This window comes from Streptomyces sp. NPDC088157 (genome assembly GCF_044741545.1).
In the GTDB taxonomy this organism is placed as follows: domain Bacteria; phylum Actinomycetota; class Actinomycetes; order Streptomycetales; family Streptomycetaceae; genus Streptomyces.
In genome coordinates this window covers 953,925-979,039 of record NZ_JBIUSU010000001.1, presented here as the reverse complement: position 1 = coordinate 979,039, position 25,115 = coordinate 953,925, and the positions used below count along the sequence as shown (strand labels likewise).

24 protein-coding genes and 1 riboswitch are annotated in these 25,115 nt (G+C 72.6%); of the genes, 15 read left to right on the top strand and 9 right to left on the bottom strand.

Annotated features, from left to right (window positions below):
* Window positions 1–123 precede the first annotated feature (123 nt).
* The 4 genes from ACIPFH_RS04155 (at window position 124) to ACIPFH_RS04140 (ending at window position 3,768) form a co-directional block, all read left to right on the top strand.
* Window positions 124–1,104, top strand: coding sequence for an N-acetylmuramoyl-L-alanine amidase (locus ACIPFH_RS04155; protein WP_401822866.1), 981 nt, complete (start codon window positions 124–126; stop codon window positions 1,102–1,104).
* A 179-nt stretch (window positions 1,105–1,283) separates the two neighbouring features.
* Window positions 1,284–2,084: a hypothetical protein gene (locus tag ACIPFH_RS04150; protein ID WP_401822865.1), complete on the top strand. Its 801-nt coding sequence runs from the start codon at window positions 1,284–1,286 to the stop codon at window positions 2,082–2,084.
* 107 nt (window positions 2,085–2,191) lie between these two features.
* Window positions 2,192–3,202, top strand: coding sequence for an LLM class F420-dependent oxidoreductase (locus tag ACIPFH_RS04145; protein WP_356249722.1), 1,011 nt, complete (start codon window positions 2,192–2,194; stop codon window positions 3,200–3,202).
* Window positions 3,203–3,477: 275 nt separating this feature from the next.
* Window positions 3,478–3,768, top strand: coding sequence for a hypothetical protein (locus tag ACIPFH_RS04140; RefSeq protein WP_054238057.1), 291 nt, complete (start codon window positions 3,478–3,480; stop codon window positions 3,766–3,768).
* Window positions 3,769–3,841: 73 nt separating this feature from the next.
* Here ACIPFH_RS04140 and ACIPFH_RS04135 read toward each other — a convergent pair whose 3' ends face one another.
* Genes ACIPFH_RS04135 through ACIPFH_RS04125 form a run of 3 tightly spaced genes read right to left on the bottom strand, consistent with a single transcriptional unit; the run spans window position 3,842 to window position 7,088 of the window.
* Window positions 3,842–4,912 (bottom strand): prenyltransferase/squalene oxidase repeat-containing protein, encoded by a 1,071-nt coding sequence (locus tag ACIPFH_RS04135; protein ID WP_401822863.1) that lies wholly within the window; start codon window positions 4,910–4,912, stop codon window positions 3,842–3,844.
* Window positions 4,909–5,652 carry a class I SAM-dependent methyltransferase gene (locus ACIPFH_RS04130; protein WP_401822860.1) on the bottom strand — a complete coding sequence of 248 codons (744 nt, stop codon included), beginning with the start codon at window positions 5,650–5,652 and terminating at the stop codon, window positions 4,909–4,911. Before ACIPFH_RS04130 ends, ACIPFH_RS04135 begins: the two co-directional genes overlap by 4 nt.
* Window positions 5,646–7,088, bottom strand: coding sequence for a glycosyltransferase family 4 protein (locus ACIPFH_RS04125; RefSeq protein ID WP_401822859.1), 1,443 nt, complete (start codon window positions 7,086–7,088; stop codon window positions 5,646–5,648). The genes ACIPFH_RS04130 and ACIPFH_RS04125 overlap by 7 nt, the downstream gene beginning before the upstream one ends.
* A gap of 209 nt (window positions 7,089–7,297) precedes the next feature.
* On the opposite strand from ACIPFH_RS04125, the gene ACIPFH_RS04120 reads away from it, so the two are divergent.
* Window positions 7,298–7,981, top strand: coding sequence for a TetR family transcriptional regulator (locus tag ACIPFH_RS04120; protein WP_401822857.1), 684 nt, complete (start codon window positions 7,298–7,300; stop codon window positions 7,979–7,981).
* 283 nt (window positions 7,982–8,264) lie between these two features.
* On the opposite strand, the gene ACIPFH_RS04115 is transcribed toward ACIPFH_RS04120, so the two are convergent.
* From ACIPFH_RS04115 to ACIPFH_RS04105, 3 genes are all read right to left on the bottom strand, one after another.
* Window positions 8,265–8,522 (bottom strand): ferredoxin, encoded by a 258-nt coding sequence (locus ACIPFH_RS04115; protein ID WP_356249784.1) that lies wholly within the window; start codon window positions 8,520–8,522, stop codon window positions 8,265–8,267.
* A gap of 50 nt (window positions 8,523–8,572) precedes the next feature.
* Window positions 8,573–10,030, bottom strand: coding sequence for an aldehyde dehydrogenase (locus ACIPFH_RS04110; protein WP_401822855.1), 1,458 nt, complete (start codon window positions 10,028–10,030; stop codon window positions 8,573–8,575).
* Window positions 10,031–10,382: 352 nt separating this feature from the next.
* Window positions 10,383–11,111 (bottom strand): SDR family oxidoreductase, encoded by a 729-nt coding sequence (locus tag ACIPFH_RS04105; RefSeq protein ID WP_401822854.1) that lies wholly within the window; start codon window positions 11,109–11,111, stop codon window positions 10,383–10,385.
* Window positions 11,112–11,185: 74 nt separating this feature from the next.
* On the opposite strand from ACIPFH_RS04105, the gene ACIPFH_RS04100 reads away from it, so the two are divergent.
* Window positions 11,186–11,563, top strand: a complete 378-nt coding sequence (locus tag ACIPFH_RS04100) for a MerR family DNA-binding transcriptional regulator (protein ID WP_401822853.1) — start codon at window positions 11,186–11,188, stop codon at window positions 11,561–11,563.
* A 113-nt stretch (window positions 11,564–11,676) separates the two neighbouring features.
* Here ACIPFH_RS04100 and ACIPFH_RS04095 read toward each other — a convergent pair whose 3' ends face one another.
* On the bottom strand, window positions 11,677–12,420 hold the full coding sequence (locus ACIPFH_RS04095; protein ID WP_401822851.1) for an SDR family oxidoreductase: 744 nt from the start codon (window positions 12,418–12,420) through the stop codon (window positions 11,677–11,679).
* Between the two features lie 104 nt (window positions 12,421–12,524).
* On the opposite strand from ACIPFH_RS04095, the gene ACIPFH_RS04090 reads away from it, so the two are divergent.
* Window positions 12,525–13,373 (top strand): LysR family transcriptional regulator, encoded by an 849-nt coding sequence (locus tag ACIPFH_RS04090; RefSeq protein WP_401822849.1) that lies wholly within the window; start codon window positions 12,525–12,527, stop codon window positions 13,371–13,373.
* A gap of 168 nt (window positions 13,374–13,541) precedes the next feature.
* Here the strand turns inward: ACIPFH_RS04090 and ACIPFH_RS04085 are convergent, their stop codons facing one another.
* Window positions 13,542–14,516, bottom strand: coding sequence for a zinc ribbon domain-containing protein (locus tag ACIPFH_RS04085; protein WP_401822847.1), 975 nt, complete (start codon window positions 14,514–14,516; stop codon window positions 13,542–13,544).
* A gap of 267 nt (window positions 14,517–14,783) precedes the next feature.
* On the opposite strand from ACIPFH_RS04085, the gene ACIPFH_RS04080 reads away from it, so the two are divergent.
* The 3 genes from ACIPFH_RS04080 (at window position 14,784) to ACIPFH_RS04070 (ending at window position 18,165) form a co-directional block, all read left to right on the top strand.
* Window positions 14,784–15,833 (top strand): MBL fold metallo-hydrolase, encoded by a 1,050-nt coding sequence (locus ACIPFH_RS04080; RefSeq protein ID WP_401822846.1) that lies wholly within the window; start codon window positions 14,784–14,786, stop codon window positions 15,831–15,833.
* A 42-nt stretch (window positions 15,834–15,875) separates the two neighbouring features.
* Window positions 15,876–16,322, top strand: coding sequence for a nuclear transport factor 2 family protein (locus ACIPFH_RS04075; RefSeq protein WP_401822843.1), 447 nt, complete (start codon window positions 15,876–15,878; stop codon window positions 16,320–16,322).
* A 100-nt stretch (window positions 16,323–16,422) separates the two neighbouring features.
* A complete protein-coding gene (locus ACIPFH_RS04070; protein ID WP_401822842.1) occupies window positions 16,423–18,165 on the top strand; it encodes a serine/threonine-protein kinase in 1,743 nt (580 codons plus the stop codon).
* A 12-nt stretch (window positions 18,166–18,177) separates the two neighbouring features.
* Here the strand turns inward: ACIPFH_RS04070 and ACIPFH_RS04065 are convergent, their stop codons facing one another.
* Window positions 18,178–18,882, bottom strand: a complete 705-nt coding sequence (locus ACIPFH_RS04065) for a phosphotransferase (protein WP_401823747.1) — start codon at window positions 18,880–18,882, stop codon at window positions 18,178–18,180.
* Between the two features lie 75 nt (window positions 18,883–18,957).
* A riboswitch (cobalamin riboswitch) is annotated at window positions 18,958–19,118 on the top strand.
* 81 nt (window positions 19,119–19,199) lie between these two features.
* Between ACIPFH_RS04065 and ACIPFH_RS04060 the strand changes: the two genes are divergently transcribed.
* From ACIPFH_RS04060 to ACIPFH_RS04040, 5 genes are read left to right on the top strand one after another with little or no spacing between them, the layout of a single operon-like run.
* The gene (locus ACIPFH_RS04060; RefSeq protein ID WP_401823744.1) at window positions 19,200–20,435 is read left to right on the top strand and encodes a prenyltransferase/squalene oxidase repeat-containing protein; all 1,236 of its coding nucleotides are present in this window, start codon (window positions 19,200–19,202) and stop codon (window positions 20,433–20,435) included.
* Entirely contained in the window at window positions 20,432–21,121 is a 690-nt protein-coding gene (locus tag ACIPFH_RS04055; protein ID WP_401822839.1) for an SCO2322 family protein, read from the top strand. Before ACIPFH_RS04060 ends, ACIPFH_RS04055 begins: the two co-directional genes overlap by 4 nt.
* Window positions 21,114–22,217, top strand: a complete 1,104-nt coding sequence (locus ACIPFH_RS04050) for an energy-coupling factor transporter transmembrane component T (RefSeq protein ID WP_401822838.1) — start codon at window positions 21,114–21,116, stop codon at window positions 22,215–22,217. Before ACIPFH_RS04055 ends, ACIPFH_RS04050 begins: the two co-directional genes overlap by 8 nt.
* Window positions 22,214–24,076 carry an ABC transporter ATP-binding protein gene (locus tag ACIPFH_RS04045; RefSeq protein ID WP_401822836.1) on the top strand — a complete coding sequence of 621 codons (1,863 nt, stop codon included), beginning with the start codon at window positions 22,214–22,216 and terminating at the stop codon, window positions 24,074–24,076. The genes ACIPFH_RS04050 and ACIPFH_RS04045 overlap by 4 nt, the downstream gene beginning before the upstream one ends.
* Window positions 24,073–24,909 (top strand): ECF transporter S component, encoded by an 837-nt coding sequence (locus ACIPFH_RS04040; RefSeq protein WP_401822834.1) that lies wholly within the window; start codon window positions 24,073–24,075, stop codon window positions 24,907–24,909. Before ACIPFH_RS04045 ends, ACIPFH_RS04040 begins: the two co-directional genes overlap by 4 nt.
* The last annotated feature ends 206 nt before the right edge of the window (window positions 24,910–25,115 follow it).

Genomic DNA, 25,115 nt, shown 5'->3' with positions numbered 1-25,115 from the left:
CGCCCCCACCCCGCCCGTAGTCCTCCCGGTCTTCCGCCCCCACCCCGCCCGTCCTCCCGCCCGTCATCCGTCCGGACGCCGTGCCGCTGAGGTCGCGCCGGGGTGGCCGTTAGGGTGGCAGGCGTGTCGTACGCAGGCTCGAACCCCGACCCCTCCGACCCCTTCGGTCCCCCGCGGCCGCGCCGCTCTCCGCTGCGCCGCCCGCTGACCGTGGCGCTCGCCGCGCTCGTGCCCGGGGCGCTGCTGGGCTGGCTGGCGTACGAGGCGGTGGGCGGGGCCGGCAGCGGCGGGACGGACGGGCCCGGCTCGAGAACGGGAGCGGCGCCGAGTGTCCTGAGCTCCCCCGCGGGCGGCACGGGCGGCACGGTCGGTGACGGCAAGGCGGGCGTCGGCACGGCCACCGCCTCCGCGTCGGCCGGTTCCGGCGCGGCATCCCTCAAGGGCAAGGTCGTCGTCATCGACCCCGGCCACAACCTCACCAACTTCCAGCACACCGCCGACATCAACCGCAAGGTGGACATCGGTACCAACTGGAAGGAGTGCGACACGACGGGGACGTCCACGAACTCCGGTTACAGCGAGGCGAAGTTCACGCTGGACGTGGCGCACCGGCTGCGCACGCTGCTGCAGAAGCAGGGCGCCACGGTGCGGCTGACGCAGGACGGGGACCGGCCGTTCGGCCCGTGCGTCGACGAGCGCGCCCGGATCGGGAACGCGGCGCACGCCGACGCGGTCGTCTCGATCCACGCCGACGGCGCCGGGGCCGGGCAGCGCGGCTTCCATGTGATCCTGCCGGGCTCGGTGCACGACGGCGCCGCCGACAACCGTGCCATCGTCGCCCCGTCGAAGGACCTCGGGAAGCTGATCGCGGGCGACTTCGCCCGCACGACGGGCACTTCGCCCTCCAACTACGTCGGCGACGGTACCGGTCTCGTCACGCGTGAGGACCTGGGCGGTCTCAATCTGTCAACGGTTCCCAAGGTGTTCATCGAGTGCGGCAACATGCGCGATACGAAGGACGCGGCGCTGCTGACCAGTGGCGCCTGGCGGCAGAACGCGGCGGAGGGAATCTCTGAGGGAATCGTGAGTTTCCTGCGCGGGTAGTGATCAGGGCACAGATCCGGGCGGACAGCGCAATCAAGGTGACGATAGTGTCGTCCCTACGATTGAGGGGCCACCCCCGCGCTTCACACCGGGGCCTGACGGCGACATGGTGACAGCGACGCCTCTACCGATACGTGTATGCGTGTACCGATGACGAGACGACTGACGAAGGACCTGAAGTGAATATCCGCTCCCTCACTCGAGGCGACGGCGTGGTGATCGGAGCAGCGGTATTGCTGTTCATCGCGTCGTTCCTGGACACGTTCGACGGCTCCGGCAGTGACGTCCCGAACGCCTGGGACAACCTCGGCCTCGTAATGAGCATGTACCTCGGCGGAATCATCGGTGCCGCCCTGATCATCGTCGCCCACGCGCTTCCGCAGCCGCGCAAGGTGGCCGGCATCGAACTGGGGCAGTTCGGTGTCGCGCTGACGGTCTTCGCCGCGTGGACGGCGTTCTGGACGATCGTCGACCCGCTCGGCGCGTTCAGCGACACCTTCGGCAGCACGGAGATCGACACCGGCTCCGGTCTCATCCTGGGCCTGATCGCCGCGCTGCTGCTGGCCGCGGGCGCCGTCGCCACCCCGCTGGTCCCCGCTCTCCAGGCCGCTCTCATCCCGGCACCCAAGCCGGCGGCCCCGCAGCCGTACGGCGCGCAGCCGCCCGCCGGCTACGGCTACCCGGGCGCGCCGCAGCAGTCCGCGTTCGGCGGTCCGCAGCAGGGTCAGCCGGGCCAGCCGCCGTTCGGTGGTCAGCCGGGTCCGGCGCAGCCGGCCGCCGGGGACTTCTCGCCGTTCTGGTTCGCCGTGCCGGTGCCTCGTCCGCTGTACGCGGAGGACGGCGCGCCGATGCCGATCGCCGAACTGGCGCCCGGCACCTGGTACCTGGCGGTGGAGCAGGGCTCCCAGGGTCTGGTCGCCCAGACCCAGGACGGACGCCGCGGCGTCCTGCGGGACGCCTCCGGCATCCAGCGCGGCTGAGTCCCCGCCCGCACAGCGTCACGCGCGGCCCCTCGCCCTTCCGGGCGGGGGGCCGTTGTCGTACAGTCGCAGCCTTCCATTGTCTGACACACCGTCAGGAGGCGGCCATGCGGCTCGGTCTGGCGCTCGGCTACTGGGGCCGCGGCCCCTCCCCCGACCATGTGGAGCTGGCGCGCGAGGCGGAACGGCTCGGCTACGACTCCGTGTGGACGGCGGAGTCCTGGGGCTCGGACGCCTTCACCCCCCTCACCTGGATCGCGGCGCAGACGTCGACGATCAGACTGGGCACCGCGGTCGCGCAGATGGCGGCCCGCTCCCCCACCACGACCGCCATGCACGCCCTCACCCTGGACCATCTCTCCGGCGGCCGGATGATGCTCGGGCTCGGCCTGTCGGGCCCCCAGGTGGTGGAGGGCTGGTACGGCCGGCCGTTCCCGAAGTCACCTCTGACCGCGACCCGGGAGTACGTGGACGTCGTACGGCAGGTGCTGCGCCGGGAGGCGCCGGTGGAACTGGACGGCCGCTTCCACTCCCACCCCTACCGGGCCCCGGACGCGACGGGTCTCGGCAGACCGCTCAGGTCCATCACCCACCCCCTGCGCCCGGATCTGCCGGTGTTGCTGGGCGCGGAGGGGCCGCGGAACGTCGCCCAGACGATCCGCATCGCCGACGGCTGGCTGCCGCTGTACTGGTCCCCGAACCGGCCGGAGGCGTACGGCCCGGCGGTGGCGGAGCTGCCCGAGGGGTTCCGGGTCGCGCCCCTCGCCCAGGCCCGGATCTGTGACGACGTCGCCGAGGGTCTGCTGCCCGTGAAGACCATGCTCGGCTTCTACATCGGCGGCATGGGCCACGCCACCCGCAACTTCCACGCCGATCTGATGGCGCGCATGGGCTACGAGGAGGAGGCCCGGCACATCCAGGAACTGTTCCTGGCCGGGCGGCGCGAGGAGGCGGTGCTGGCCGTGCCCGACGCCTTCGCCGACGAGATCTCCCTCGTCGGTCCGCGTGAACGCGTCGCCGAGCGGCTGGAGTCCTGGCGCAAGGGGCCGGTGACGGACCTGCTGGTCGTCGCCCCGGACCGGACGACCCTGCGGGTGCTGGCGGAACTCAACGCGTAGCCAGGCGCCACCACACCCATAGCCCCGGTCCCCAGCTCATGGCGGCGGGTCATGGCCCCAGCTCATGGCCGCGGTCATGGCCGGGGCCAACGGCCGCCGGTCACGGCCGGGGCCAACGGCCGCCGGTCATGGCCGGGGCCAACGGCCGCCGGTCACGGCCGCGGGTAACGGCCGCCGGTAACGGCCATGCGCCCCCAGCCGCCGGTCACGGCCGCGGGCGGCCGGGGTGCGAACACCCCACGTTTCAACCGGGGATCCGGGGCCAGACGGAGAACATGTCTCGATATCGCAGTGGTTCCAACTCCGCCGGAACGGTCATAGCGGTCGTCGCGGACGTCATGGCCGTCATCCTCGGGCTGTGGATCCTCATGTACCTGCTGGACGCCAACCGGGGCAACGACCTCGTCCAGTTCGTCCATGACGCGGCCAACTGGCTGGCCGGCTGGTCCCGTGACCTGTTCACGTTCGACGAGGCGTGGGCGCGGGTGGTCGCCGGGTACGGCCTGGCAGCGGTCGTCTACCTGTTCATCGGTCACGCGATCGCCAACCGGGTCCACCGCCACTAGACCGAGCCCCGGGGCGGGGCCCGGGACGGCTCATGGACCTCGCCCCGGTTCATTGACCCCGCCCCGGGAACGGTCAGGCGCAGCAGTCCACTTCGAGCCCGGACGGCAGCTGCTCCCCGCCGAACACCTCGCAGGTGGCGTCATGACCACCGAGGGCCGCGACGGCGAGCAGCAGCGACCCCGCGGTCCACGTCGTCAGCTCACGGGGCCAGATCGCCTCGTCCTCGAACACGAACCCGGTCCAGTACAGACCCGACTCCGGGTCACGCAGATGCTGGATCGACTGAAGGATCTCCAACGCCCGGTCGGACTCGCCCATCGCCCACAGCGCGAGGGCGAGTTCGGCCGACTCGCCGCCGGTCACCCACGGGTTGGGGACGACGCACCGTACTCCCAGCCCCGGCACCACGAACCGCTCCCAGTCGGCCTCGATACGGGACTTGGCCTCCGTGCCGGTCAACGCGCCGCCCAGCACCGGGTAGTACCAGTCCATCGAATAGCGGTCCTTGTCGAGGAACCGTTCGGGGTGACGTCGAATCGCGTGCCGCAGCGTGCCCGCCGCCAACTCCCAGTCGGGCTGGGCCTCTTCGCGCTGCTCGGCGATGGCCAGCGCACAGCGCAGCGCCTGGTGGATGGAGGAGGAGCCGGTGAGCAGCGCGTCGGCGGTGGGCGTGCCGTCGTCGTCCCGCCGCCAGCCGATCTGACCACCGGGCTGCTGGAGCCGCAGCACGTACTCGACCGCCGCGTAGACGGCCGGCCACATGCGGTCCAGGAAGGTGTCGTCGCCGGTGGACAGGTAGTGGTGCCAGACGCCCACGGCTATGTAGGCGACGAAGTTCGTCTCCCGCCCGCGGTCGGTGACGTCGTCGAACGCGCCGTCCGCGTACGCCGCGTACCAGGAGCCGTCGTCGTTCTGGTGCCGGGCCAGCCAGGTGTACGCCCGCTCGGCGGCCTCGTGTTCGCCCGCCGCGTCCAGCGCCATCGCGGCCTCGGTGTGGTCCCACGGGTCGAGGTGGTGACCGCGGAACCAGGGGATCGCGCCGTCCTCCCGCTGCGCGGCGAGGATGCCGGCGACGGTCTCGGCGGCCTGCTCGGCGGTGAGGACCCCGGGCAGGACGAGGTGTTCTGTCCGGGGAGTGGTCACCGGCCGGCCGCCTCGGAGAGACGGGGGAGGTGCGGCTTGGTGGCGTACGCCACGAAGCTCTTGCCGATGACCGGGTTCAGCGTCTGCTCGGCGAGCCGGGTGGCCAGGGGCTTCTTCATGATGTCCCAGACCAGAAGCTTGTGGTACGCCCGCACCGGCAGCGCCTTGTCGTTGTCGACGCCGAACGCGCACTTCAGCCACCAGTACGGCGAGTGCAGCGCGTGGGCGTGGTGGGTGCCGTACGGCTTCAGGCCGGCCTCGCGGATCTTCGCGAGCAGTTCGTCCGCCTTGTAGATGCGGATGTGGCCGCCCTCGACCTCGTGGTAGGCGTCGGAGAGGGTCCAGCAGACCTTCTCGGGGCCGTAGCGCGGGACGGTGATGGCGATGCGCCCGCCCGGCTTGAGCACCCGCACCATCTCCGCGAGGACGCCCTTGTCGTCCGGGATGTGCTCCATGACCTCGGAGATGATGACGACGTCGAAGGACTCGTCGGGGAAGGGCAGGGCGAGGGCGTCGCCCTCCATGGCGGTCGCGGTGGCGCCCTCGGGGGCCTCGCCGGCCTCCTTCATCGCCGCGAACCACTTGGCGACCTCTCGGATCTCCTCGGCGTTCTGGTCGAGGGCCACGACCTGCGCGCCTCGCCGATAGCACTCGAAGGCGTGCCGGCCGGCACCGCAGCCGAGGTCCAGGACCCGGTCGCCCGGGGCGAGCGGGAACCGGGAGAAGTCGACGGTCAGCACGTGGCCCTGCTTTCGCGATCGCGATCGTTTGCTTCGGATACGGCGTCCGTGCCGGCGCCGGCCCCGGCACCGAAGGACTCGACGGCTTCGGGGGCGGCGGAAACCGCGGGAGCCTCGGCGACGCGTGGGCGACCGCCGTCGGCTATCGCCTCGCGGTACCGGGCCACGGTCCCCTCGGCGGCCCGTGCCCAGGTGAACCGCTCGAGCACCCGTTGCCGTCCGGCAGTGCCGAGCCGGGCGCGCAGCTCGGGGTCGCCCAGCAGCCGTCCCAGACCCGTGGCCAGCGCACCGGAGTCGCCCGGAGGAACCGCCAGGCAGGTCTCCCCGTCGCGTCCCGCCACCTCGGGGATCGCCCCGCCGGTCGTGGCGAGCAGCGGGGTGCCCGTGGCCATGGCCTCGGCGGCCGGCAGGGAGAAGCCCTCGTAGAGCGACGGCACGCAGGCGACCTCCGCGGAGCGCACCAGGTCGACCAGTTCGGCGTCGGATATGCCCTTGACGAACTCGACGGCGCCTTCGAGGCCGTACCGCTCGATCGCCCGGGCGACCGGCCCCTCCTGCGGGCGCTTGCCGACGACGACGAGGTGGGCGTGGGGGTGCTCGGTGCGCACCTTGGCCAGCGCCTCGACGAGGAAGACCAGGCCCTTGAGCGGGACGTCCGCGCTGGACGTCGTCACGATCCGGCCCGGTACGACGGCCACGGCCGGATCCGGCGAGAACAGGTCGGTGTCGGCGCCGATGTGGACGACGTGGACGCGGTCGTCGCGGACGCCGAGGTGGTCGACGATCTCCTGGCGGGAGGTGCCGGAGACGGTGAGCACGGACGGCAGGCGGCGCGCGACCCGCTTCTGCATCCGGGTGAACGCGTACCAGCGGCGCACGGAGTACCGGCGCCGCCATCCGTCGGCAGCGTCCAGCTCCAACTGCCGGTCCACCGTGATGGGGTGGTGGATGGTGGTGACGAGGGGCGCACCGACGTCCCCCAACAGCCCGTACCCCAGGGTCTGGTTGTCGTGCACGACGTCGAACTCGCCGCTCCGGGCGCGGAGATGGTGGCGGGCACGCAGCGAGAACGTCAGCGGCTCGGGAAAGCCGCCGGTCCACATCGTGGCCACTTCGAGGGCGTCGATCCAGTCGCGGTACTCGCCGCGCCCGGGGGTGCGGAAGGGATCCGGCTGGCGGTAGAGGTCGAGGCTGGGCAGCTCGGTGAGGGAGAGGCGGTCGCCGTGGCCCGGATCGAGTACCGGATAGGGCTGGGAGCCGATCACCTCGACGCGGTGACCGAGGCGGACCAGCTCACGCGAGAGGTGCCGTACGTAGACACCCTGGCCCCCGCAGAACGGGTTCCCCTTATAGGTGAGGAGCGCGATGCTGAGCGGTCGCCCGCCGTCGGCGGCGAGGTCGTGCCGGGGCCCTGCCTGACTGGCCTCAGCGGTCACTCCGGGCCCCCTTCTGCCTGCATTGTCCCGCGAGACTACGACGGGACGCTAATCTAGAACAAGTTTCAGACTTGATCGTTCGGGAGGCTCTGAATCTACCGGCAGGTAGGTGAGCTGTGAGCAGTGGATCAGGTGATTCACGCCACGGCCGACCGCCCCGTCGAGCTGTGTGCCCACTGAGCCTCACCGACTGTCACGGAACGGGACCCATGTCTGCGGAAGCCAGCTCCCAGCGCCCCTCCCCCCACCTCGGCTCCGCTCGACCGGGGGGACCACCCACGTCCCCGCTCACCGAGCGGCAGGAGGCGCGCCGCCGCCGCATCCTGCACGCGAGCGCCCAGTTGGCCAGCCGGGGCGGTTTCGACGCGGTGCAGATGCGAGAGGTCGCGGAGTCCTCGCAGGTCGCCCTGGGCACGCTCTACCGCTACTTCCCCTCCAAGGTGCACCTGCTGGTCGCCACGATGCAGGACCAGCTGGAGCACATGCACGGCACGCTGAGGAAGAAGCCGCCGACGGGCGAGCGGGCGGCGGAGCGCGTCGCGGAGACCCTGATGCGCGCGTTCCGCGCACTCCAGCGCGAGCCGCACCTGGCGGACGCGATGGTCCGCGCCCTGACCTTCGCCGACCGCAGCGTCTCGCCGGAGGTCGATCAGGTCTCCCGTCAGACGACGGCGATCATCCTCGACTCGATGGGTCTGACCGACCCCACCCCCGAGCAGCTCTCCGCGGTCCGCGTCATCGAGCACACCTGGCACTCGGCGCTCATCACCTGGCTGTCGGGCCGCGCGTCCATCGCCCAGGTGCGGATAGACATCGAGACGGTGTGCCGCCTGATCGACGTCACGGACCCCCACGCCCCCGCGCCCACCCGGACGCCCCGGACACACGAGTAGGACCCCGGACGCACGAACAGGGCCCCGGACACACGAACGGGACCCCGGACGCACGAACAGGGCCCCGACACACGAACGGGACCTACGAGACGACGGGGGCTCACCTTCGGATCCTGTCCCGCGATCCTCAGGTCACTCAGTCCGTCCGTCGACGTCGGCCTCAGCGGATGCCTTCGCGTCTCGCAGAAGTCGGCTACTCCGGTCGGACTCCCTCTTCGCCTCGTAGGCCACTACCAGGATAAAACGCCGCAAACCTGACGCAATACCCTGGAGGGAAAACTTTTCATTCCTCCGGCGGGAACACCACCTCTCCGGTGCCCGCCAGCGTGATCATGATCGCCTCCACCGGGCAGCTCTCCGCCGCCGTCAGCACCCGCTCGTTCGCGTCCGTGTCCGGGTCGACCGGATGGGACTGGCGCGCGGTGTCCAGCCGGAAGCCGTCGGGCGCGTGATGGATGCACTGGGCGGAGCCGATGCACAGGGACCGGTCGACCTCGACGTGCCACCGGTCCCCCGCGCCCGCCCCGGCCCCCGCGCTCACCTGCGCTTGGGCCTGCACCTGGGCCTGGGCCGGAGGTACATCCACCCTGCTCACCCCTCCCATCCCGCCGGCAGGTGGATCATCTTGTGCTCCAGGTACTCGCCGAAGCCCTCGGGCCCGAACTCCCGCCCCAGCCCGGAGTTCTTGTAGCCGCCGAACGGACCGAGCATGTCCAGGCTGAAGGTGTTCACCGAGTACGTCCCGGTGCGGACCTGCCGCGCGACCTCGATGCCGTGCTCGACGTCGGCCGTCCACACGCTGCCGCTGAGCCCGAAGTCGGAGTCGTTCGCGATCTTCAGCGCCTCGGACTCGTCGCCGTAGGGCAGGAGGCAGATCACCGGACCGAAGATCTCCTCGCGGGCGATCCGCATCGAGTTGTCGACGTCTCCGAACAGGGTCGGCTCCACGTACCAGCCGCGCTCCAGACCCGCCGGGCGCGCGCCGCCCGTGAGGATCTTCGCGCCCTCCTCCTGCCCGATCCGGATGTAGTCGAGGTTCCTGCGCTGCTGCCGCCGCGCCACCAGCGGGCCGACCTGGGTCGCCGGGTCCAGCGGGTCGCCGACGATCAGCGCGGCCGCCGCGGCGGCGAAGGCGTCCGCGAACTCGTCGTAGCGCGAGCGCGGAAGGAGGATGCGGGTCTGGGCCACGCAGGCCTGCCCGTTGTTCATGAAGGCGGCCGCGACGATCCCGGGGACGGCCGTGGTGATGTCCGCGTCCGGCAGGACGACCGCCGCCGACTTGCCGCCGAGCTCCAGGGTCACCCGCGTCAGGTTCCTCGACGCCACCTCCATGACCCGCTTGCCGGCCGCGACCGAGCCGGTGAACGAGACCTTGTCGACGCCCGGGTGCCCGACCAGGTACTCGCTGACCTCGCGGTCCGCCGGAAGGACCGACAGCACGCCCTCCGGCAGCCCGGCCTCCCGCGCGATCTCGGCCAGCAGATACGCGTCCAGCGGCGACTCCGGCGACGGCTTCAGCACCACCGTGCAGCCGGTGAGCAGCGCGGGCGCGAGCTTGGCGGCGGCGACGAACTGCGGGACGTTCCACGGGGCGACGGCCGCGACCACCCCCACGGGCTCGCGCCGCACGAGGATCTTCCCGAGCACGCCGTCCCGCCGCTCCTCGTAGGTGAAGCCGCGCGCGACGGTGATCGCCGCGTCCCACACCATCATCGCGCCGAGGGCCTGCGCGAGGACGCTCCAGGAGTACGGGGAGCCGTTCTCGGACGAGATCACCCGGGCGATCTCCTCGTGGCGCAGCGCGATGCCGTCCTTGATCCGGGTCACGACGGCGATCCGCTCGTCGAGCGACAGCCGGGGCCAGGGCCCCTCGTCGAAGGCCCGCCGCGCCACGGCGACCGCCCGGTCCACGTCGGCCGTCGACGCGTGCGGCACCCGCCCGATGACCTCCTCGGTGTGCGGCGAGACCACTTCGATGACGTCCTTGCCCAGCGGGTCGGTCAATTCCCCGCCGATGAACAGCTGTCCGTGTTCCACGAGCTCGGCCATGGCCACTGCCTTCGTCGTCGTCTACGTTTCTGACGGTGTTTCAGGAACTGATACCAGTTCTGGTCAAAGTAGTCCACGGACGGGACGAGAATGCCCCTGACCAGCGGTTTCCCGATGATCAGGGGCGAGGGCGAAACCCGTGGGCCGTCAGGGGGCCGTCGGGGCCCGGTGGGCCGTGCGGTACATCGCGTTCAACGGCGTTCCGCGCACGCGCCTCGCTGCTCGGCATGAGACGGGTACAGGTGCGAAGCGTGAACCCGGCGTCGGAGGAGACCGAGTTCGACGTAGAGGTGACCGGCGTCGTCTGCGCTCAGAAGCAACCGACCGAAGTCAGTGCGGCCGGAGGGGCCCCTCATGCCGCCGTCAGCGCCGCCAGGGCGCGGTCCATCGCGTCGTTGAATTCTTCCGGCGTCAGCGGCAGCCGGGACTTGACGTCCCGACTCCACTGGTCGGCGAGGACCTCGGCGGAGCCCGCCTCGACACCGTCGAGCGCCGCGTCGGCCAGGTCCGACGGCGCGATCTTGGCCACGGGCCAGCCCGCGGCCATGTCGGTGTCGGCCAGGCCGAGGTGCACCGCTGTCACGAGCGTGCCCTGCTCGGCGAGTTCCAGGCGGACGCCGTTGGTCATGGCCCAGGCGGCGGCCTTGGTCAGGTGGTAGGCATTGGCGCCCTTGCCCCCGAACCATGACATGGCGGAGAGGACGTTGACGATCGCGCCCCCGCCGTTCCTGGCGAGCGCCGGCGCGAACTCCCGGATCATTCCCAAGTGGCCGAACACGTTGGTCTCCAGCTCGTGCCGTACCGCGTCCAGCGAACCGTTCACCAGGTCGGTCCCCGTCTGGATCCCCGCGTTGTTGATGAGCAGCGAGACGTCCGGGGCGGCCTCGGCTGCGGCCCTCACGGATGCGGGATCGGCGATGTCGAGGGGCAGCACGTCGACCCCGGGCAGGTCCACGGTCTCGGGCCGGCGAGCCGTCGCGTAGACCTTGCGGGCACCCCGTTCGAGCAGGCGCTGGGCGAAGGCGCGGCCCAGGCCGCGGTTGGCTCCGGTGACAAGGGCAACTGAGTTGTTGATGTCCATGCCCGGTACGCTAAAACCTGACGTTAACGTCAGAGGCAAGTGCTGGTCATCAGGGCCGGGGGAGAGGAATCACCATGACCGTCACAGAGGCCGCGGCCGAGCGGCTGATCCGCATCGGCGAGGTGGCGCGGGGTGCCGGCGTCTCGGTACGCGCCGTGCGCTACTACGAGCAGCAGGGGCTGCTCATCGCGGAGCGCAGCCCATCCGGCCAGCGCCTCTACCGGCAGGACGCCGTCCCCATGGTCCGTTTCTTCCAGCAGATGTTCGCCGCCGGCCTGACCAGCCGAAGGATCACGGAACTCCTTCCGTGCTGGGACGCCGGGCACACCGACGCCGAGCAACGAGCCATGCTGCGCGCCGAGCGGGACCGCATCCAGGACAAGATCGACGACTTGCAGGTTGCCCTGGAACGCCTCGACGAGGTCATCGCGATCACGGACACGCACCCGTAGGCGCGGTCGGTCGGACGTCGCGCCAGCGATCTACGGCTGGAGTAGTAGCTGATCGAACAGCCCCGTACATCGGCTGATCTCCTCGGTATGGTCCAGCCGGCAACGAGGCTTCGTCACCAGGGCACCTCTCCCTCGTCGTCGAAGAAGCGGCCTGTCGGCCCGTCGGCCGATACGGTGGCCAGCCGGATCGCGGCGGCTGCGCCCTGCTGGGGGGTGCGCACTCCCCGGAAGCCGTTGAGGTCGGTCGCCGTGTAGCCGGGGCAGACGGCGTTGATCAGGATGTGGGTGTCGGCCAGTTCCTTGGCGTACTGCACGGTGACGGCGTTGAGGAACGTCTTCGACGGAGCGTAGGCGATGGCGATGGGGCCCGTCTCGGCGCCGGGCGTGGTCTGGAGTGTGAGGGAGCCGACGCTGCTGGAGACGTTCACAATCCGCGGCGACGGCGAGCGGCGCAGCAGAGGCAGCAGGGCGTTGGTGACGCGGATGACGCCGATCACGTTGGTCTCCACGGCCGCCCGTACCCGGTTCACGTCGACCGTGGTGGGCTCCTGCGGTCCGCCGCCGGTGATCCCCGCATTGTTGACGAGCGCGTCGAGCCGCCCGGCCCGTTCCTCCATCAGCCGGGCCGCCGCTGTCACGCTGGCGTCGTCGGTCACATCCAGCGGCACGCCGAACGCGTCGGCTCCCGCCGCGCGCAGCTCATCCACAGCGGCCTCGCGCCGCTCCTCGTTCCGCGCGCCGATTCCGACGGACCAGCCGAGGGCGCCGAGCCCGGCGGCGATCTCGTACCCGATGCCCTTGTTGGCCCCGGTCACCAGCGCGACCTTGTGGTGGTTCACGGTGTTCGTCTCACTCATGACATCGATACTTCTCCCCCGCCGGGCAGGGCGTCCAAGACCGACTCGGTGGACGGCGATACCGCCCGGGTATCGCTCCTGGCCGTCCCGGTTAGGCTGGCGGGGTGGAGACACGTGAGCTGCGGTACTTCGTCGCGGTCGCCGAAGAGCTGCACTTCGGCCGGGCCGCGCAGCGGCTCGGGATCGCCCAACCCCCGCTGTCGCGGGCGATCGGCGGGCTCGAACGGCGCCTGGGCACCCTCCTGCTGGAGCGCCGCAGCCGGGGTGTCGCCCTGACCGGGGCAGGGGCGGTGCTGCTGCGGGAGGCGCGGGCGGCGCTGGACGCCGTCGAGGCCGCCGAACGGCGCACCCGCCGGGCCGCCCTCGCGGCGACCGGCCGCCCCGCCGTGGTCCTGGCCGCGAAGGCGGGCGCCTCCGGTGAACTGCTGGCGAAACTCCTCGACGCCTACGCCGCCGAGCCCGGCGCCGTCGCCGTGGACGTCGTGCTGTGCGGGCCGGGCGAGCAGACACGGTTGCTGCACGACGGCCGGGCCGACGTAGCCCTGCTGCATCGGCCATTCGACGACACGGCCGGCTTCGACACCGAGGTCCTGCACTCCGAGGGTCAGGTCGCGATCCTCCCGGCGGGCCACTCTCTCAGCGCCCGCCCCCACGTGCGGCTCGCCGAGGTCACCGACCTTCCCGATCTGCCCCTGCCCCGCTGGCCTCGCCCTGACGGCACCTTCCCGGACGGCCCCGGACCGCAGGTGCGCGACCACACGCAACTCACCCAGCTCATCGCCCTCGGCCGCGCCTGCGCGGTCGTGCCGGAGTCGGGCCGCACCGGCCTGCGCGAGGACCTCACCGCCGTACCGGTCCCCGACGCACCCCACGTCACCACGGTCATCGCCTGGCCCCCACACAGCCGCTCAACGGCGGTCGCGGGGCTGGTCCGCGCCGCCACCACCCTGTGACCGACGGCGGTGCACGCCGGGACACCGTGCTGGATTTCGGGGACAGCGTCCGGTCTGCCATCAGCTCCCGACACATCGTGCGGTACGAGGTGACTGGCCTGCACCGGCGTTGCCGGAACCGTGCCCCTGGCACAGCCAGGCTCCGACGCGAAGTGACAACAAGCGTCTCTAGAACTCTGTGTGTGCCTGTGGTTTCCAGGCTTTTCGGGCGCGGCGTGGCCGTGTGCGGTCGCTGTCCGGTGGTCCGAACCTCGGGGTGAGGGAGTGGACGTCGGTGGCGTGCAGGTGGTGGAAGCCGGTCCGCTCGGCGGCGTGGGTGCGTCGTCGACAGGTTCTGCGTGAGAGCCGCACCCGGCCGGATCGGGGAAGGTCTTCCTCGATCCGGTGGGGGGCAGGTACTCCATGACCTGGCACCGGCCCGGATACGGGGGCTGGTGTCGTGGTGTCATGCCCCGCCGGACGCTGGACTGCCCCCGGGGTAGGGGTGGTGGCGGGGACCGTACGCACATCGGGCATACGGCGGGAAGTCGTGGGGCCAGGGCCGGGGCCTGCGGCGGTACGCCGGGGGCCGATGGGCCTGGCAGAGGTGGGGTGCCCTTTGCCTTTGGTGGTCTTCGGGCCGGCCGGGCGGGGCGGGGCCGTCTGCGCGTGGCGTTCGCGGCGCAGGCGGCGGGTGGTCTTCTTCGGACGCCGGGCCAGGGCCACGGTGCCCTCGATGGTGGTGCGGATGGTCCGGGTGTGGGTGGCGCGGTCGGTGGTGGTGTGGGTCTGGGCGAGCAGGCCGCGGGAGAGGATGCGGCGGGCAGCGGCGTGATCACGGTCCATGGACAGCCCGCACCCGCTGCAATGGGCCCATTTCCAGCCCCGCTCGTGCAGCCGGTCGGGGGCGGGGTGGTGGGTGAGCGCGCCCAGACAGCCGGGACACAGTCTGGAAGTGCCCCGGGCCGGGACGGTGAGCACCGCGATCCCGGCCTTCGCTCCCAGGTGCCGCATCGCCTCGGCGAGAGTGCCGCGCACCTGCCCGGACAGGCGGGCGTTGCCCCGCCGGTGGCCGCGGGCTTCCAGGGTGGCGAGATCTTCGAGGTAGATGACGCTCGCACAAGAGGCAGCGTGTCTGAGGCCGGTGGGAGTGCGGCGACGCATAGGTGCGCCTGGTCGGTTGGCCGGCCCGGCGTCGTGGCTGGTGTCGTCGGCTGAGGGCACGCGGGTGCCTTCGAGGGGACCCACCAGCAGCCGAGCGAGCGCTGGGCCGTCTCCGGGCCGTCCGGCAGTGACCAACGTCGACAGGCGGCGACAGGTGGCGCGCACATCGGCGCAGGTCAGCCGAACTCCCCAGCGCATCAGTCGACTTGGGCACCCATTGGAACCAGTTCTAGTTATAGTGGGCAATGGCCGCGTGACGGAGGGCAGATGAAGAGCAGTCCGACCGAACCCACCACGTACGACCACGGCGGCGGTGTGCGCTCCCTGCGGGTGCCCATCCCGGACAACCCGCTGGGCCACACCCTGGTGTACGTCGTCGACACCGACAGCGGGCCGGTCCTGATCGACACCGGCTGGGACGACCCGGAGTCCTGGGAAGCCCTGACCGCCGGGCTGGCCGCGTGCGGCACGTCGGTCACGGAACTGCACGGAGTCGTGATCACCCACCACCACCCCGACCACCACGGTCTGTCCGGCCAGGTGCGGGAGGCCTCCGGGGCGTGGGTGGCGATGCACGCGGCGGACGCCTCGATCGTGCGGCGGACCCGTGAGACGCGCCCCGAACGCTGGTTCACTTACATGGCGGCCAAGCTCACGGCGGCCGGCGCCCCGGAGGAGCACATCGCACCGCTCCGCAGGCCCCCCGTCCACCGGCGCCCCCTCCCCGGCCTTGCGCCCGCCCGCCCCGACCGCGAGATCGTCCCCGGCGAGTTCCTCGACCTCCCGGGCCGCCGCCTGCGCGCGATCTGGACCCCGGGACACACTCCCGGCCACGTCTGCCTTCACCTGGAGGAGGAGCATCCCTCGCAACTCCCGGGCCACGGACGCCTGTTCTCAGGAGACCACCTGCTGCCGGAGATCACCCCGCACATCGGCCTGTACGAGGATCCCGACGACGCCACCGTCACCGACCCGCTCGGCGACTACCTCGACTCCCTCGAACGCGTCGGCAGGCTCGCCCCCGCCGAGATCCTCCCGGCCCACCAGCACGCCTTCACCGACGCGCCGTCCCGGGTGCGGGAGTTGCTCACCCACCACGAGGACCGTCTCACCGGCCTCCTCGCCCTCATCGCCGCCCCGCTCACCCCCTGGCAACTCGCGGAACGCATGGAGTGGAACCGGCCGTGGGAGCAGATCGCCCTCGGCTCAAGGAACATCGCGGTCTCGGAGGCCGAGGCCCATCTACGGCGACTGGTGAAGCAGGGCCGGGCGGAGGCGGTGACCGGCAGCGAGCCGGTGACGTACGTGGCGGTGTAAATCGCTCGCGGCGGACGAGGGCTCCTTGATACCAACGCCCTCATGGACCCCCTGCAGCGGCTGCTCGCCGAACGCGCCTGCGAGCGCCTCGTCGTCGACTTCGTCCACCGGCTGGATCTCGGCGAACCCGGCTCGGTGGCCGAGCTGTTCAGCGAGGACGGCACCTGGGAGTGGCCGGAGGGCGGGCGGCTGGTCAAGGGGCGGTCGGCGCTGCGGGAGTACTTCGGTTCGCGCCCCGCCAACCGCCTTTCGCGCCGCCTCATGTCGAACATCCTGGTCACCGTGACCGCACCGGACACCGCGCTGGCCGCCTCGTACTTCTCGACGTACCGGGTCGACGGCTACGAGGGCGGCGTCGTCCCCGCCGGACCACCCGTCCAGGTCGGGCACTATCAGGACGCGTTCCGCCAGGTCGACGGGGTGTGGCTGCTGGAGGCCCGGGTGCTGTTCCTCCCCTTCGGCGGGCCGACACCCCGCGTAGGCTGCTGACTTGATCGGATCGTTGGATCGTCGGACCACGGGGACCGGGGGCCGGGGGCCGGGGGGCCAGGGTCATCAGGGGCCGGGGTCATTAGGGGGATGAGGGCCGATGAATCACGCGACTGAGGTGTTCCAGCCACTCCAGGCGGACGATCCGCCCCTGGTGGCCGGTTACCGTCTCGCCGCGCGGCTCGGGGCGGGCGGCATGGGACGGGTCTACCTGTCGCACACGCAGGGTGGCCGGCCGCTGGCGATCAAGGTGGTACGTCCGGAGCTGGCCGACGACCCCGCCTTCCGGCGGCGGTTCCGCCGGGAGATCAAAGCCGCCCGGCGGGTCCGCGGCGCGTACACCGCCGAACTGATCGACGCCGACGCGGACGGCGTACCCCCGTGGCTGGCCACGCTGTACGTGCCCGGGCCCTCGCTGGCGGAGGCCGTCGCCCGGCGCGGGCCGCTGCCGGTGCCCGCGGTGCTGTGGCTGATGGCGGGGGTGGCGGAGGCGCTCCAGGCCATCCACGGTGCGGGAATCGTGCACCGGGACCTGAAGCCGTCGAACGTGCTGCTGGCCGCCGACGGTCCGCGCGTGATCGACTTCGGCATCTCGCTGGCCTCCGACATCACCTCGAACACCGCCACCGGTCTCGCCGTCGGCACACCGCAGTACATGGCTCCCGAGCAGGCGACCGCGAGTGAGGTCACCGCGGCGACCGACGTGTTCGCGCTCGGCCAGACGGCGGCGTTCGCGGCCCTGGGCGAGCCGCTGTACGGGGACGGCCCTTCGGTCAGCGTCCTGTACCGGATCGTGCACTCGGAACCCGACCTGTCCCTGCTGCCCGAACCGCTCCGTCCGCTGATCGCCCGCTGCCTGGCCGCCGATCCGGCGGAGCGGGTCACCCCGGCGGAGATCGTCGAGTGGTGCAGGCGACGTCTGGACGGAGACGCGGACAACGGCGCCGGGCCGGCCGTCTGGCGGGAGGTCACCGGGCCCGAGGTGACGGTTCCGTCTCCGGTGCCCGATCCCACCCCGGTGCACACGCTGCCCTCGATCCCGCAGCCCTCGCACGAGACGCCACAGCACGAGACGCTCCAGCACGCTGTGCCCACGAACACTATGGCCTCGAACGCGATGGCCTCGAAGGGGATGCCTCACCCCGCGATGCCCTTGATCGCGCCGGTGCAGTCGCAGCTCACGCGGCCGGACGAGCGGCCGGCCCGCCGTCGGCGCACCGCGTTGGTCACGGCCGCCGCCGTGACCGCGGGCGTGCTGGTGCTGACCGGCCTTACGTGGACGGTCATGGAGGCGGCGGACCGGCTCCGCCACCGGGACACGGCCGGGGCGTCCTCGACGCCCGGCCCGTCCGGGTCCGCACGGTCGCCGGCGTCCTCGTCGGCGTCCTCGTCGACAGCCGCGCCGGACTCGGTTGCCGGTGACCGGACATCGGGGGGTGCGGGACCCTCCTCGGCCGTGCCCGAGACACCGCAAGCCACCGCGTATCCCCTCCAGTGGCTGGACGCGAAGACCTCACTGGACGTCAAGGAGCCGGTCCGGCGCGAGGACAGCAAGGGTGACATCCGCTTCACCTGCGAGCAGACCGGCTGCGCGCTGGAGAGCGACACCAGCGTGTTCAACATGCTGTTCGGCGATCCCGGTGGCTCTCTCGACTCGTGCCGCATCGTCCTCACCGGCGCCAAGAGCCACCGGCTTCCCCTCGCCGCGGCTGCGGCCGGCAGCGAGATATGCGTCAAGCACCCCTCCGGGGACATCGCGCTGCTCGTGGTCCAGGTGAAGTCGACCGCGCTGCCGGACATCGCCTTCCTGACCGCGGACATGACGGTCTGGCGGGCGGCCTAGTCGCAGCCCTGGTCAGCAGTCCGCCGCCGCCCGCCTGATCAACTCAGCGGCCGGCACGAGGAGTTCCGTCTCCTCGCGGCTCATCGTCGGGTTGGCCGCCCGCCTCCGCAGGGCCTCCGCCAGGCCCTCCTCGGTGAGGTCGCGGGGGTCGGCGAGCAGCGCGGTCAGCATCGCCCGGGCCGGAGCGGCGATTTGCTGGGGAGAGACGGCCACCTGGGCGAGGATCACCGCGGACATGCCCCAGTCGAGCCCGGGGTCGCCCTCCTCCGCGTCGGCCCAGTCGATGACCCGGGGGCCGTCGGGCGTGAGGATCACGTTGTCCGGGTGGAGGTCGAGGTGCAGGATCCGGGCGCCGGCCGAGACCCGTCCCGGAACGGCGTGCAGCTCGCGCAGCAGCCGGGCGAGGACGGCCCCCGCCTCCTCGGCGTCCAGCGTGCCCGCCGCGAACGCGTGGAGCATCGTCGGCCCGTCCAGCCGCTCCATCACCAGGTCGGTGCGTGAGCCGGAGGGCCGTACGGCGGGCGCGGGGTAGCCGTGTTCGCGTACGTGCGCCATCACCGCCCCGAGGGCGGCCGAGTCGTCCCAGCCCTCCCGGTCGCGGCGCAGCACCCACGCCTCGTCGATCTCGTACACGTCGGCCGTGCGCCCCGAGCCGAGCAGTCGGCCCGGCAGCCCGCCCCGCAGCCCGCCCGGCAGCCCGCCCGGCGCCCTCCCCATATGGGTCATGGTCACAACATATCGGGGGCTCACGCCCTGTCCGGGGCGCTTTCACAGCCGCCCCTCGGACGCCCGGCTACCTGCCGGTAGAGTGGCCGCGTCGTCATCACGCCCGTACAGGGGGAAGCCGGTGCAATTCCGGCGCTGACCCGCAACCGTGAGAGCCGGATCGCCCGGTACGGGACCGTGACCGGCTCACGTGCGTCGGCAGGCCCGCCGTCGCATGGCACCGTCGAGGTATACGGAGCCGAGCCGCCGGGATGTCCCGTGCTGCCCGGCCGCGTGACCTCACCGACCGGGAGAGGCACCCGCCGATCATGAACATCCGCCGCAGCGCCGCGACCCTGGCCGCCGCCACCGTCGTGCTGGGTGCCGCCGTCCCCGCCGTCGCGGCCACCCCGTCCCCCACCCCGTCGGTGGCGATACCCGACGGGCTGTACGGCACCGCCGACCCGACGTACGACGGCGTCTGGCGCCAGTCGCTGGCCCTGCTCGCGCAGCACGCCACGGACGTCACCCCCGCAGACCGGGCCGTGGCCTGGCTGACCGGGCAGCAGTGCGCGACCGGCGCCTTCGCAGCCTTCCGCGCGGACACCGCCAAGGCGTGCGACGCCAAACTGATGGTGGACACCAACAGCACGGCCGCGGCCGTCCAGGCGCTGGCCGCGCTGGGCGGCCACGAGGCCGCGACGCGGAAGGCGGTCGGCTGGCTGAAGTCCGTTCAGAACGCCGACGGCGGCTGGGGATACACGCCCGGCGGTGCCAGCGACGCCAACTCGACGTCCGTGGTGGCGGGGGCGATGGCGGCGGCCGGGGAAAGGCCCTCGGAGGTGAAGAAGGGCGGCAAGTCGTCGTACGACGCGCTCGTCAAGCTCTCCATCGCCTGCGACCGGGCGGGCGACGGCGCGTTCGCGTACCAGCCGGACAAGAAGGGCGGCCTCGCGGCCAACGCGGACGCGACGGCGGCGGGGGTGCTCGGCGTCCTCGGCAAGGGGTTCGTGACGACGGCGGGCAAGGTACGGGAGGAGGTCTTCACCTGTGCCGGCTCCGCCTCCCCGCTCACCCCGGACGAACTCGCCCGCAACGGCGCGGTCTACCTCGCCGACGCCATCGGCGAGGACGGCCATCTGGACTCCGCCCTCCCCGGCGCCGAGGACCAGCCCGACTACGGCAACACCGCCGACGCCGTCGTCGCCCTCGCGGCGCAGGGTGCGATCGAGCAGGCGAAGAAGCCCCTCGGCTGGCTCGAGCAGAACTCCGCGGGCTGGGCGAAGCAGAGCGGCCCCGCCGCCTACGCCCAACTCGTCTTCGCCGCGCACGCCATGGGCGCCGACCCCCGCCATTTCGGCGGCGCCGACCTCGTCGCGCAGCTCAACGCGACGGGACCGGCCCCGCAGGCCACGACGAAGGCCACCGATCAGGCCGCCGAGGCCGACAAGAAGGAGGACTCGGATTCCGGTTACGGCGTCTGGTGGATCGTCGGCGTCTTCCTCGTCGCCGGTATCGGCATCGGCTTCCTGATCAGCGGCCGTGGCAGGAAGCGGCAGCCGTGACGCGCCGGTGCGCCGCCCTCGTCCTCGCAGCGCTGCTGCTGTCGCTGACCGGCGCGGTCCAGTCGGCCCAGGCCGCCGGGTACCGGTACTGGTCCTTCTGGGACCGCACCGGCGACGGCTGGACGTACGCCACCCAGGGCCCCTCGACCGCCCGCCCGGTCGACGGCGACGTCCAGGGCTTCCGGTTCGCGGTGAGCGCGGACTCCCAGGACGCGGCGCGGCCGCGCGGCGCGGCCTCCTTCGCCGCGATCTGCGCGAAGACGCCCGCGCGGGACGGCACCAAGCGGGTGGCCCTGGTCATCGACTTCGGCACGGCGGCGGACGCCCCGGGCGGCGAAGCCCCGCCGTCGCCCACGCCGCGCACGGCCTGCGCCCGGGTCTCCCCCGACGCGACGACGGCCGAGGCCCTGGCCGCGGTCGCCAAACCCCTGCGCTACGACGCGAACGCCCTGTTGTGCGCGATCGCGGGATACCCGGCGAGGGGCTGCGGTGAGCAGGTCTCCGGACAGGCGTCCGAGCCCGCGTCCGGGCCGGCGTCGGGCACTCGGAAGCCGACGTCCGCCGAGCAGCCGGAGAAGGACGGCGGGCCGTCCGTGGGCCTGTACGCCGGCGCGGGCGCCGTGGCGGTGCTGGGCGCGGCGGCGGTCCGGCAGGCCCGACGGCGAGGATCCCGCAGGGATGGCTGACGGCCGCCCCCGAACCCGGCGCGACCCGCTCCACCCCGCCGCCTGGTGGCTGTGGGCCCTCGGCCTCGGCACCGCCGCCACCCGTACCACCAACCCGCTCCTCCTCGGGCTCTTCCTCACCGTCTCCGCCTACGTCGTCACCACGTGCCGCCCCGACACCCCCTGGTCCCGCTCCTACTCCGCGTTCCTCAAGCTCGCCCTCGCCGTCCTCCTCGTGCGCCTCCTCTTCGTCGTGGCCCTGGGTTCCCCGATCCCCGGCACGCACGTGCTCGTCACACTCCCCGAAGTCCCGCTGCCCCACTGGGCGCAGGGCATCCGGCTCGGCGGCGCGGTCACGGCCGAGGGCCTGCTCTTCGCCTTCTACGACGGCCTGAAACTGGCCACCCTGCTGGTCTGCGTGGGCGCCGCCAACGCCCTGGCCAGCCCGTCCCGCCTCCTCAAGACGCTCCCGGGCGCCCTGTACGAGACCGGCGTGGCGGTGGTCGTGGCCCTCACCTTCGCCCCGAACCTGATCGCGGACGTCCACCGTCTGCGCGCCGCCCGCCGCCTCCGGGGCCGCCCCGACACCGGCCTGCGCGGTCTCCTCCAGGTGGGCCTGCCGGTCCTGGAGGGCGCCCTGGAACGCTCCGTCGCCCTCGCCGCCGCGATGGACGCCCGCGGCTACGGCCGTACCGCCGCCGTCCCCGCGCCGGTCCGCCGGACGACCGCCGCCCTCACGCTCGGCGGTCTGCTGGGCGTCTGTGCGGGAACGTACGGTCTGCTCACCGCGGCGGGCGGGACGTACGGCATCCCGGTGCTGTTCGCCGGGGTCGTCGCGGCCCTCGCCGGTCTGCGGCTGGGCGGCCGCCGCTCTCCGCGCACCCGCTACCGCCCGGACCGCTGGAGCCCGCGGGCCTGTCTGGTCGCCGCCTCCGGCATCGCGGTCGCGGCCCTCCTCACCGTCGCCGCCTCCGCCGACCCGGCGGCCCTGCACCCCGGTGTGGTCCCACTGACCGCCCCGGCCCTCCCGCTCTGGCCGGCGGCGGCCGTACTCCTCGGCCTGCTGCCCGCCTTCCTCGTCCCCGAAAGCCCCGCCTCTCCCGAGGAGCCGTCGTGATCCGCTTCGAGAACGTCTCCGTGACGTACGACGGCGCCGCCGAACCCACCATCCGGGGCGTCGACTTGACCATCCCGGAGGGCGAACTCGTGCTGCTCGCGGGCCCGTCCGGCGTCGGCAAGTCGACGCTTCTGGGCACGGTGTCCGGCCTCGTTCCGCACTTCACCGGCGGCACCCTGCGCGGCCGCGTCACGGTGGCCGGCCGCGACACCCGCACCCACAAGCCGCGTGAACTGGCCGACGTGGTGGGCACGGTGGGGCAGGATCCGCTCTCGCACTTCGTGACGGACACGGTCGAGGAGGAACTCGCCTACGGCATGGAGTCGTTGGGCCTGCCGCCGGAGGTGATGCGGCGCCGCGTCGAGGAGACCCTCGACCTGCTCGGCCTGGCCGCCCTCCGCGACCGCCCCATCGCCACCCTGTCCGGCGGCCAGCAGCAGCGGGTGGCGATCGGCTCGGTCCTCACCCCGCACCCGCGTGTCCTCGTCCTGGACGAGCCGACCTCCGCGCTCGACCCGGCGGCCGCCGAGGAGGTCCTCGCCGTCCTCCTGCGTCTCGTCCACGACCTCGGCACGACGGTGCTGCTGGCGGAACACCGCCTGGAACGGGTCCTGCAGTACGCCGACCGGATCGCGCTGCTGCCCTCCCCGGGAGCGGCCCCGCTGCTGGGCACCCCGGCGGACGTCATGACCGTCTCCCCGGTCTTCCCACCGGTGGTGGACCTGGGCCGGCTGGCGGGCTGGTCGCCCCTGCCGCTGACCGTGCGCGACGCCCGCCGCCGCGCCGGTGACCTGCGGGAACAGCTGGCCGCACGGGTCGCGGGGAGAGCGGGCGGCCCCGGGCTTCCGGCGCCCGTCGCACCCCTGCCCGGACAGGACGCCCGACCGCGGGACGCGGCCGCGCCCGACGCCCCGGCCACCCGCGAGGCAGCCCCGGCGTCCCTGCCCGTGCCGGGCGCCCGGCACCATCCCGCCGGGCCGGCGCCGGACCACTCGGATCGCCTCCTTCCACCGGCTCCCGAGCCGCCCCGACAGCGCTTCGCCGGCCGGCGCAGGCACCGACGCCCGTCCGCACCCGCGACCGGCGCGACCCCGCCCTCCCCCGCCGAGGCCCGCTCCCTCTCCGTCCGCCGGGCCCGCGTCCAGGCACTGCGCGATGTGGACCTCACCGTCGGGCCCGGCGAGACCATCGCCCTCATGGGCCGCAACGGCGCCGGGAAGTCGACGCTCCTCAACACCTTCGTAGGGCTCGTCGAGCCGTCGGCGGGAACGGTCCGCGTGAGCGGTCTGGTGCCGCATCGCACCCCGCCCGGGGACCTGGTCCGCCGCGTCGGTCTGGTCCCGCAGGAACCGCGCGACCTGCTGTACGCCGACACGGTCGCCGCCGAGTGCGCGGCCGCCGACCGGGACGCGGGAGCCGCCGCCGGCACCTGCCGCGCCCTGGTCTCGGACCTCCTCCCCGGCATCACGGACGACATCCACCCCCGCGACCTCTCCGAGGGCCAGCGGCTGACCCTCGCGCTGGCGGTCGTCCTCACCGCCCGCCCACCGCTCCTCCTCCTGGACGAGCCGACCCGGGGCCTGGACTACGCGGCGAAGGCACGTCTGGTCGCCGTCCTGCGCGGGCTGGCCGCGGCCGGGCACGCGATCGTCCTGGCCACCCACGATGTGGAACTGGCCGCGGAACTGGCCCACCGGGTGGTGCTGCTCGCCGAGGGCGAGGTGATCGCCGACGGCCCGACGGCGGAGGTCGTGGTCTCCTCCCCGTCCTTCGCCCCGCAGGTGACGAAGATCCTGGCCCCGCAGGAGTGGCTCACGGTCGCGCAGGTGCGCGAGGCGTTGCGGGAGGCGCTGCGATGACGATGCCCCGGCGGCGCCCGGTTCACCTGGGCCCCCGTTCCCTCGCCGCGTTGGCGCTGGTCAGCACGGTCGGCGTGATCGCGTTCGGCTGGCCCTTCCTGGCCCCGCCGGCCTCCGCCCTGAACGCGCACGCCCAGGACGCCCCCTGGCTCTTCGCGGGCCTGCTGGTGCTGCTGGTCGCGGTCGTGACGGCGACGATCTCGGAGTCGGGGCTCGGCGCGAAGGCGGTGGCGATGCTGGGCGTGCTGGCGGCGACGGGCGCGGCCCTGCGTCCGATCGGCGCGGGCACGGCGGGCATCGAGCCGATGTTCTTCCTGATGGTGTTGAGCGGCCGGGTCCTCGGCCCTGGCTTCGGCTTCGTCCTCGGCTCGGTCACGATGTTCGCGTCCGCGCTGCTCACGGGCGGGGTGGGTCCGTGGATGCCGTTCCAGATGCTGGCGATGGGCTGGTTCACGATGGGCGCGGGCCTGCTGCCCGGCGCCGACCGGCTCCGTGGCCGTACCGAACTGGCCGTGCTCGCCGCCTACGGCTTCGTGGCGGCCTTCGCCTACGGCACGGCGATGAACATGGCCGGGTGGCCCTTCATGGGCGCGCTGGCCTCGGGGGTCGCCTTCGACCCGGACGGGACGGTGCCCGCGAACCTGGCCCGCTTCGCCGCGTACTGCGTGGCGACCTCGCTGGGCTGGGACCTGGGCAGGGCGGTGGTCACGGTCCTGCTGACCCTCACCCTCGGCCCGGCGGTGCTCAAGGCGCTACGCAGAGCCACCCGGCGCGCGGCCTTCGAGACCGCGGTCACATTCGAGGGCCCGCAGCAGGCTCCGAAGGGCCGTTGATCGGTGAACCACCCCACATGACCCACATCACCTACTATCTGACCTAGTCGGGCAAAACGGACGCCATGCCCATGCCATAACGGCCTCTGACCTGGGCATTGAGAGCCAGCTCACACGGGGCGCCGACTCGCCAAATACGACCACAACTAGCAAAAGGGGTCTTTGCGGACGGCGCTCGATCCTGTTTCTCTGGATGACGTCGCAGG

Excerpts from the sequence above, each read along its gene's own strand:
- ACIPFH_RS04075 (WP_401822843.1), top strand. The coding sequence starts at position 15,876 with ATGGACCCCCTGCAGCGGCTGCTCGCCGAACGCGCCTGCGAGCGCCTC.
- ACIPFH_RS04085 (WP_401822847.1), bottom strand. The coding sequence starts at position 14,516 with ATGCGTCGCCGCACTCCCACCGGCCTCAGACACGCTGCCTCTTGTGCG.
- ACIPFH_RS04110 (WP_401822855.1), bottom strand. The coding sequence starts at position 10,030 with ATGGCCGAGCTCGTGGAACACGGACAGCTGTTCATCGGCGGGGAATTG.
- ACIPFH_RS04040 (WP_401822834.1), top strand. The coding sequence starts at position 24,073 with ATGACGATGCCCCGGCGGCGCCCGGTTCACCTGGGCCCCCGTTCCCTC.
- ACIPFH_RS04105 (WP_401822854.1), bottom strand. The coding sequence starts at position 11,111 with ATGGACATCAACAACTCAGTTGCCCTTGTCACCGGAGCCAACCGCGGC.
- ACIPFH_RS04065 (WP_401823747.1), bottom strand. The coding sequence starts at position 18,882 with ATGGGGAGGGCGCCGGGCGGGCTGCCGGGCGGGCTGCGGGGCGGGCTG.
- ACIPFH_RS04070 (WP_401822842.1), top strand. The coding sequence starts at position 16,423 with ATGAATCACGCGACTGAGGTGTTCCAGCCACTCCAGGCGGACGATCCG.
- ACIPFH_RS04095 (WP_401822851.1), bottom strand. The coding sequence starts at position 12,420 with ATGAGTGAGACGAACACCGTGAACCACCACAAGGTCGCGCTGGTGACC.
- ACIPFH_RS04050 (WP_401822838.1), top strand. The coding sequence starts at position 21,114 with ATGGCTGACGGCCGCCCCCGAACCCGGCGCGACCCGCTCCACCCCGCC.
- ACIPFH_RS04120 (WP_401822857.1), top strand. The coding sequence starts at position 7,298 with ATGTCTGCGGAAGCCAGCTCCCAGCGCCCCTCCCCCCACCTCGGCTCC.
- ACIPFH_RS04080 (WP_401822846.1), top strand. The coding sequence starts at position 14,784 with ATGAAGAGCAGTCCGACCGAACCCACCACGTACGACCACGGCGGCGGT.
- ACIPFH_RS04140 (WP_054238057.1), top strand. The coding sequence starts at position 3,478 with ATGTCTCGATATCGCAGTGGTTCCAACTCCGCCGGAACGGTCATAGCG.
- ACIPFH_RS04145 (WP_356249722.1), top strand. The coding sequence starts at position 2,192 with ATGCGGCTCGGTCTGGCGCTCGGCTACTGGGGCCGCGGCCCCTCCCCC.
- ACIPFH_RS04100 (WP_401822853.1), top strand. The coding sequence starts at position 11,186 with ATGACCGTCACAGAGGCCGCGGCCGAGCGGCTGATCCGCATCGGCGAG.
- ACIPFH_RS04060 (WP_401823744.1), top strand. The coding sequence starts at position 19,200 with ATGAACATCCGCCGCAGCGCCGCGACCCTGGCCGCCGCCACCGTCGTG.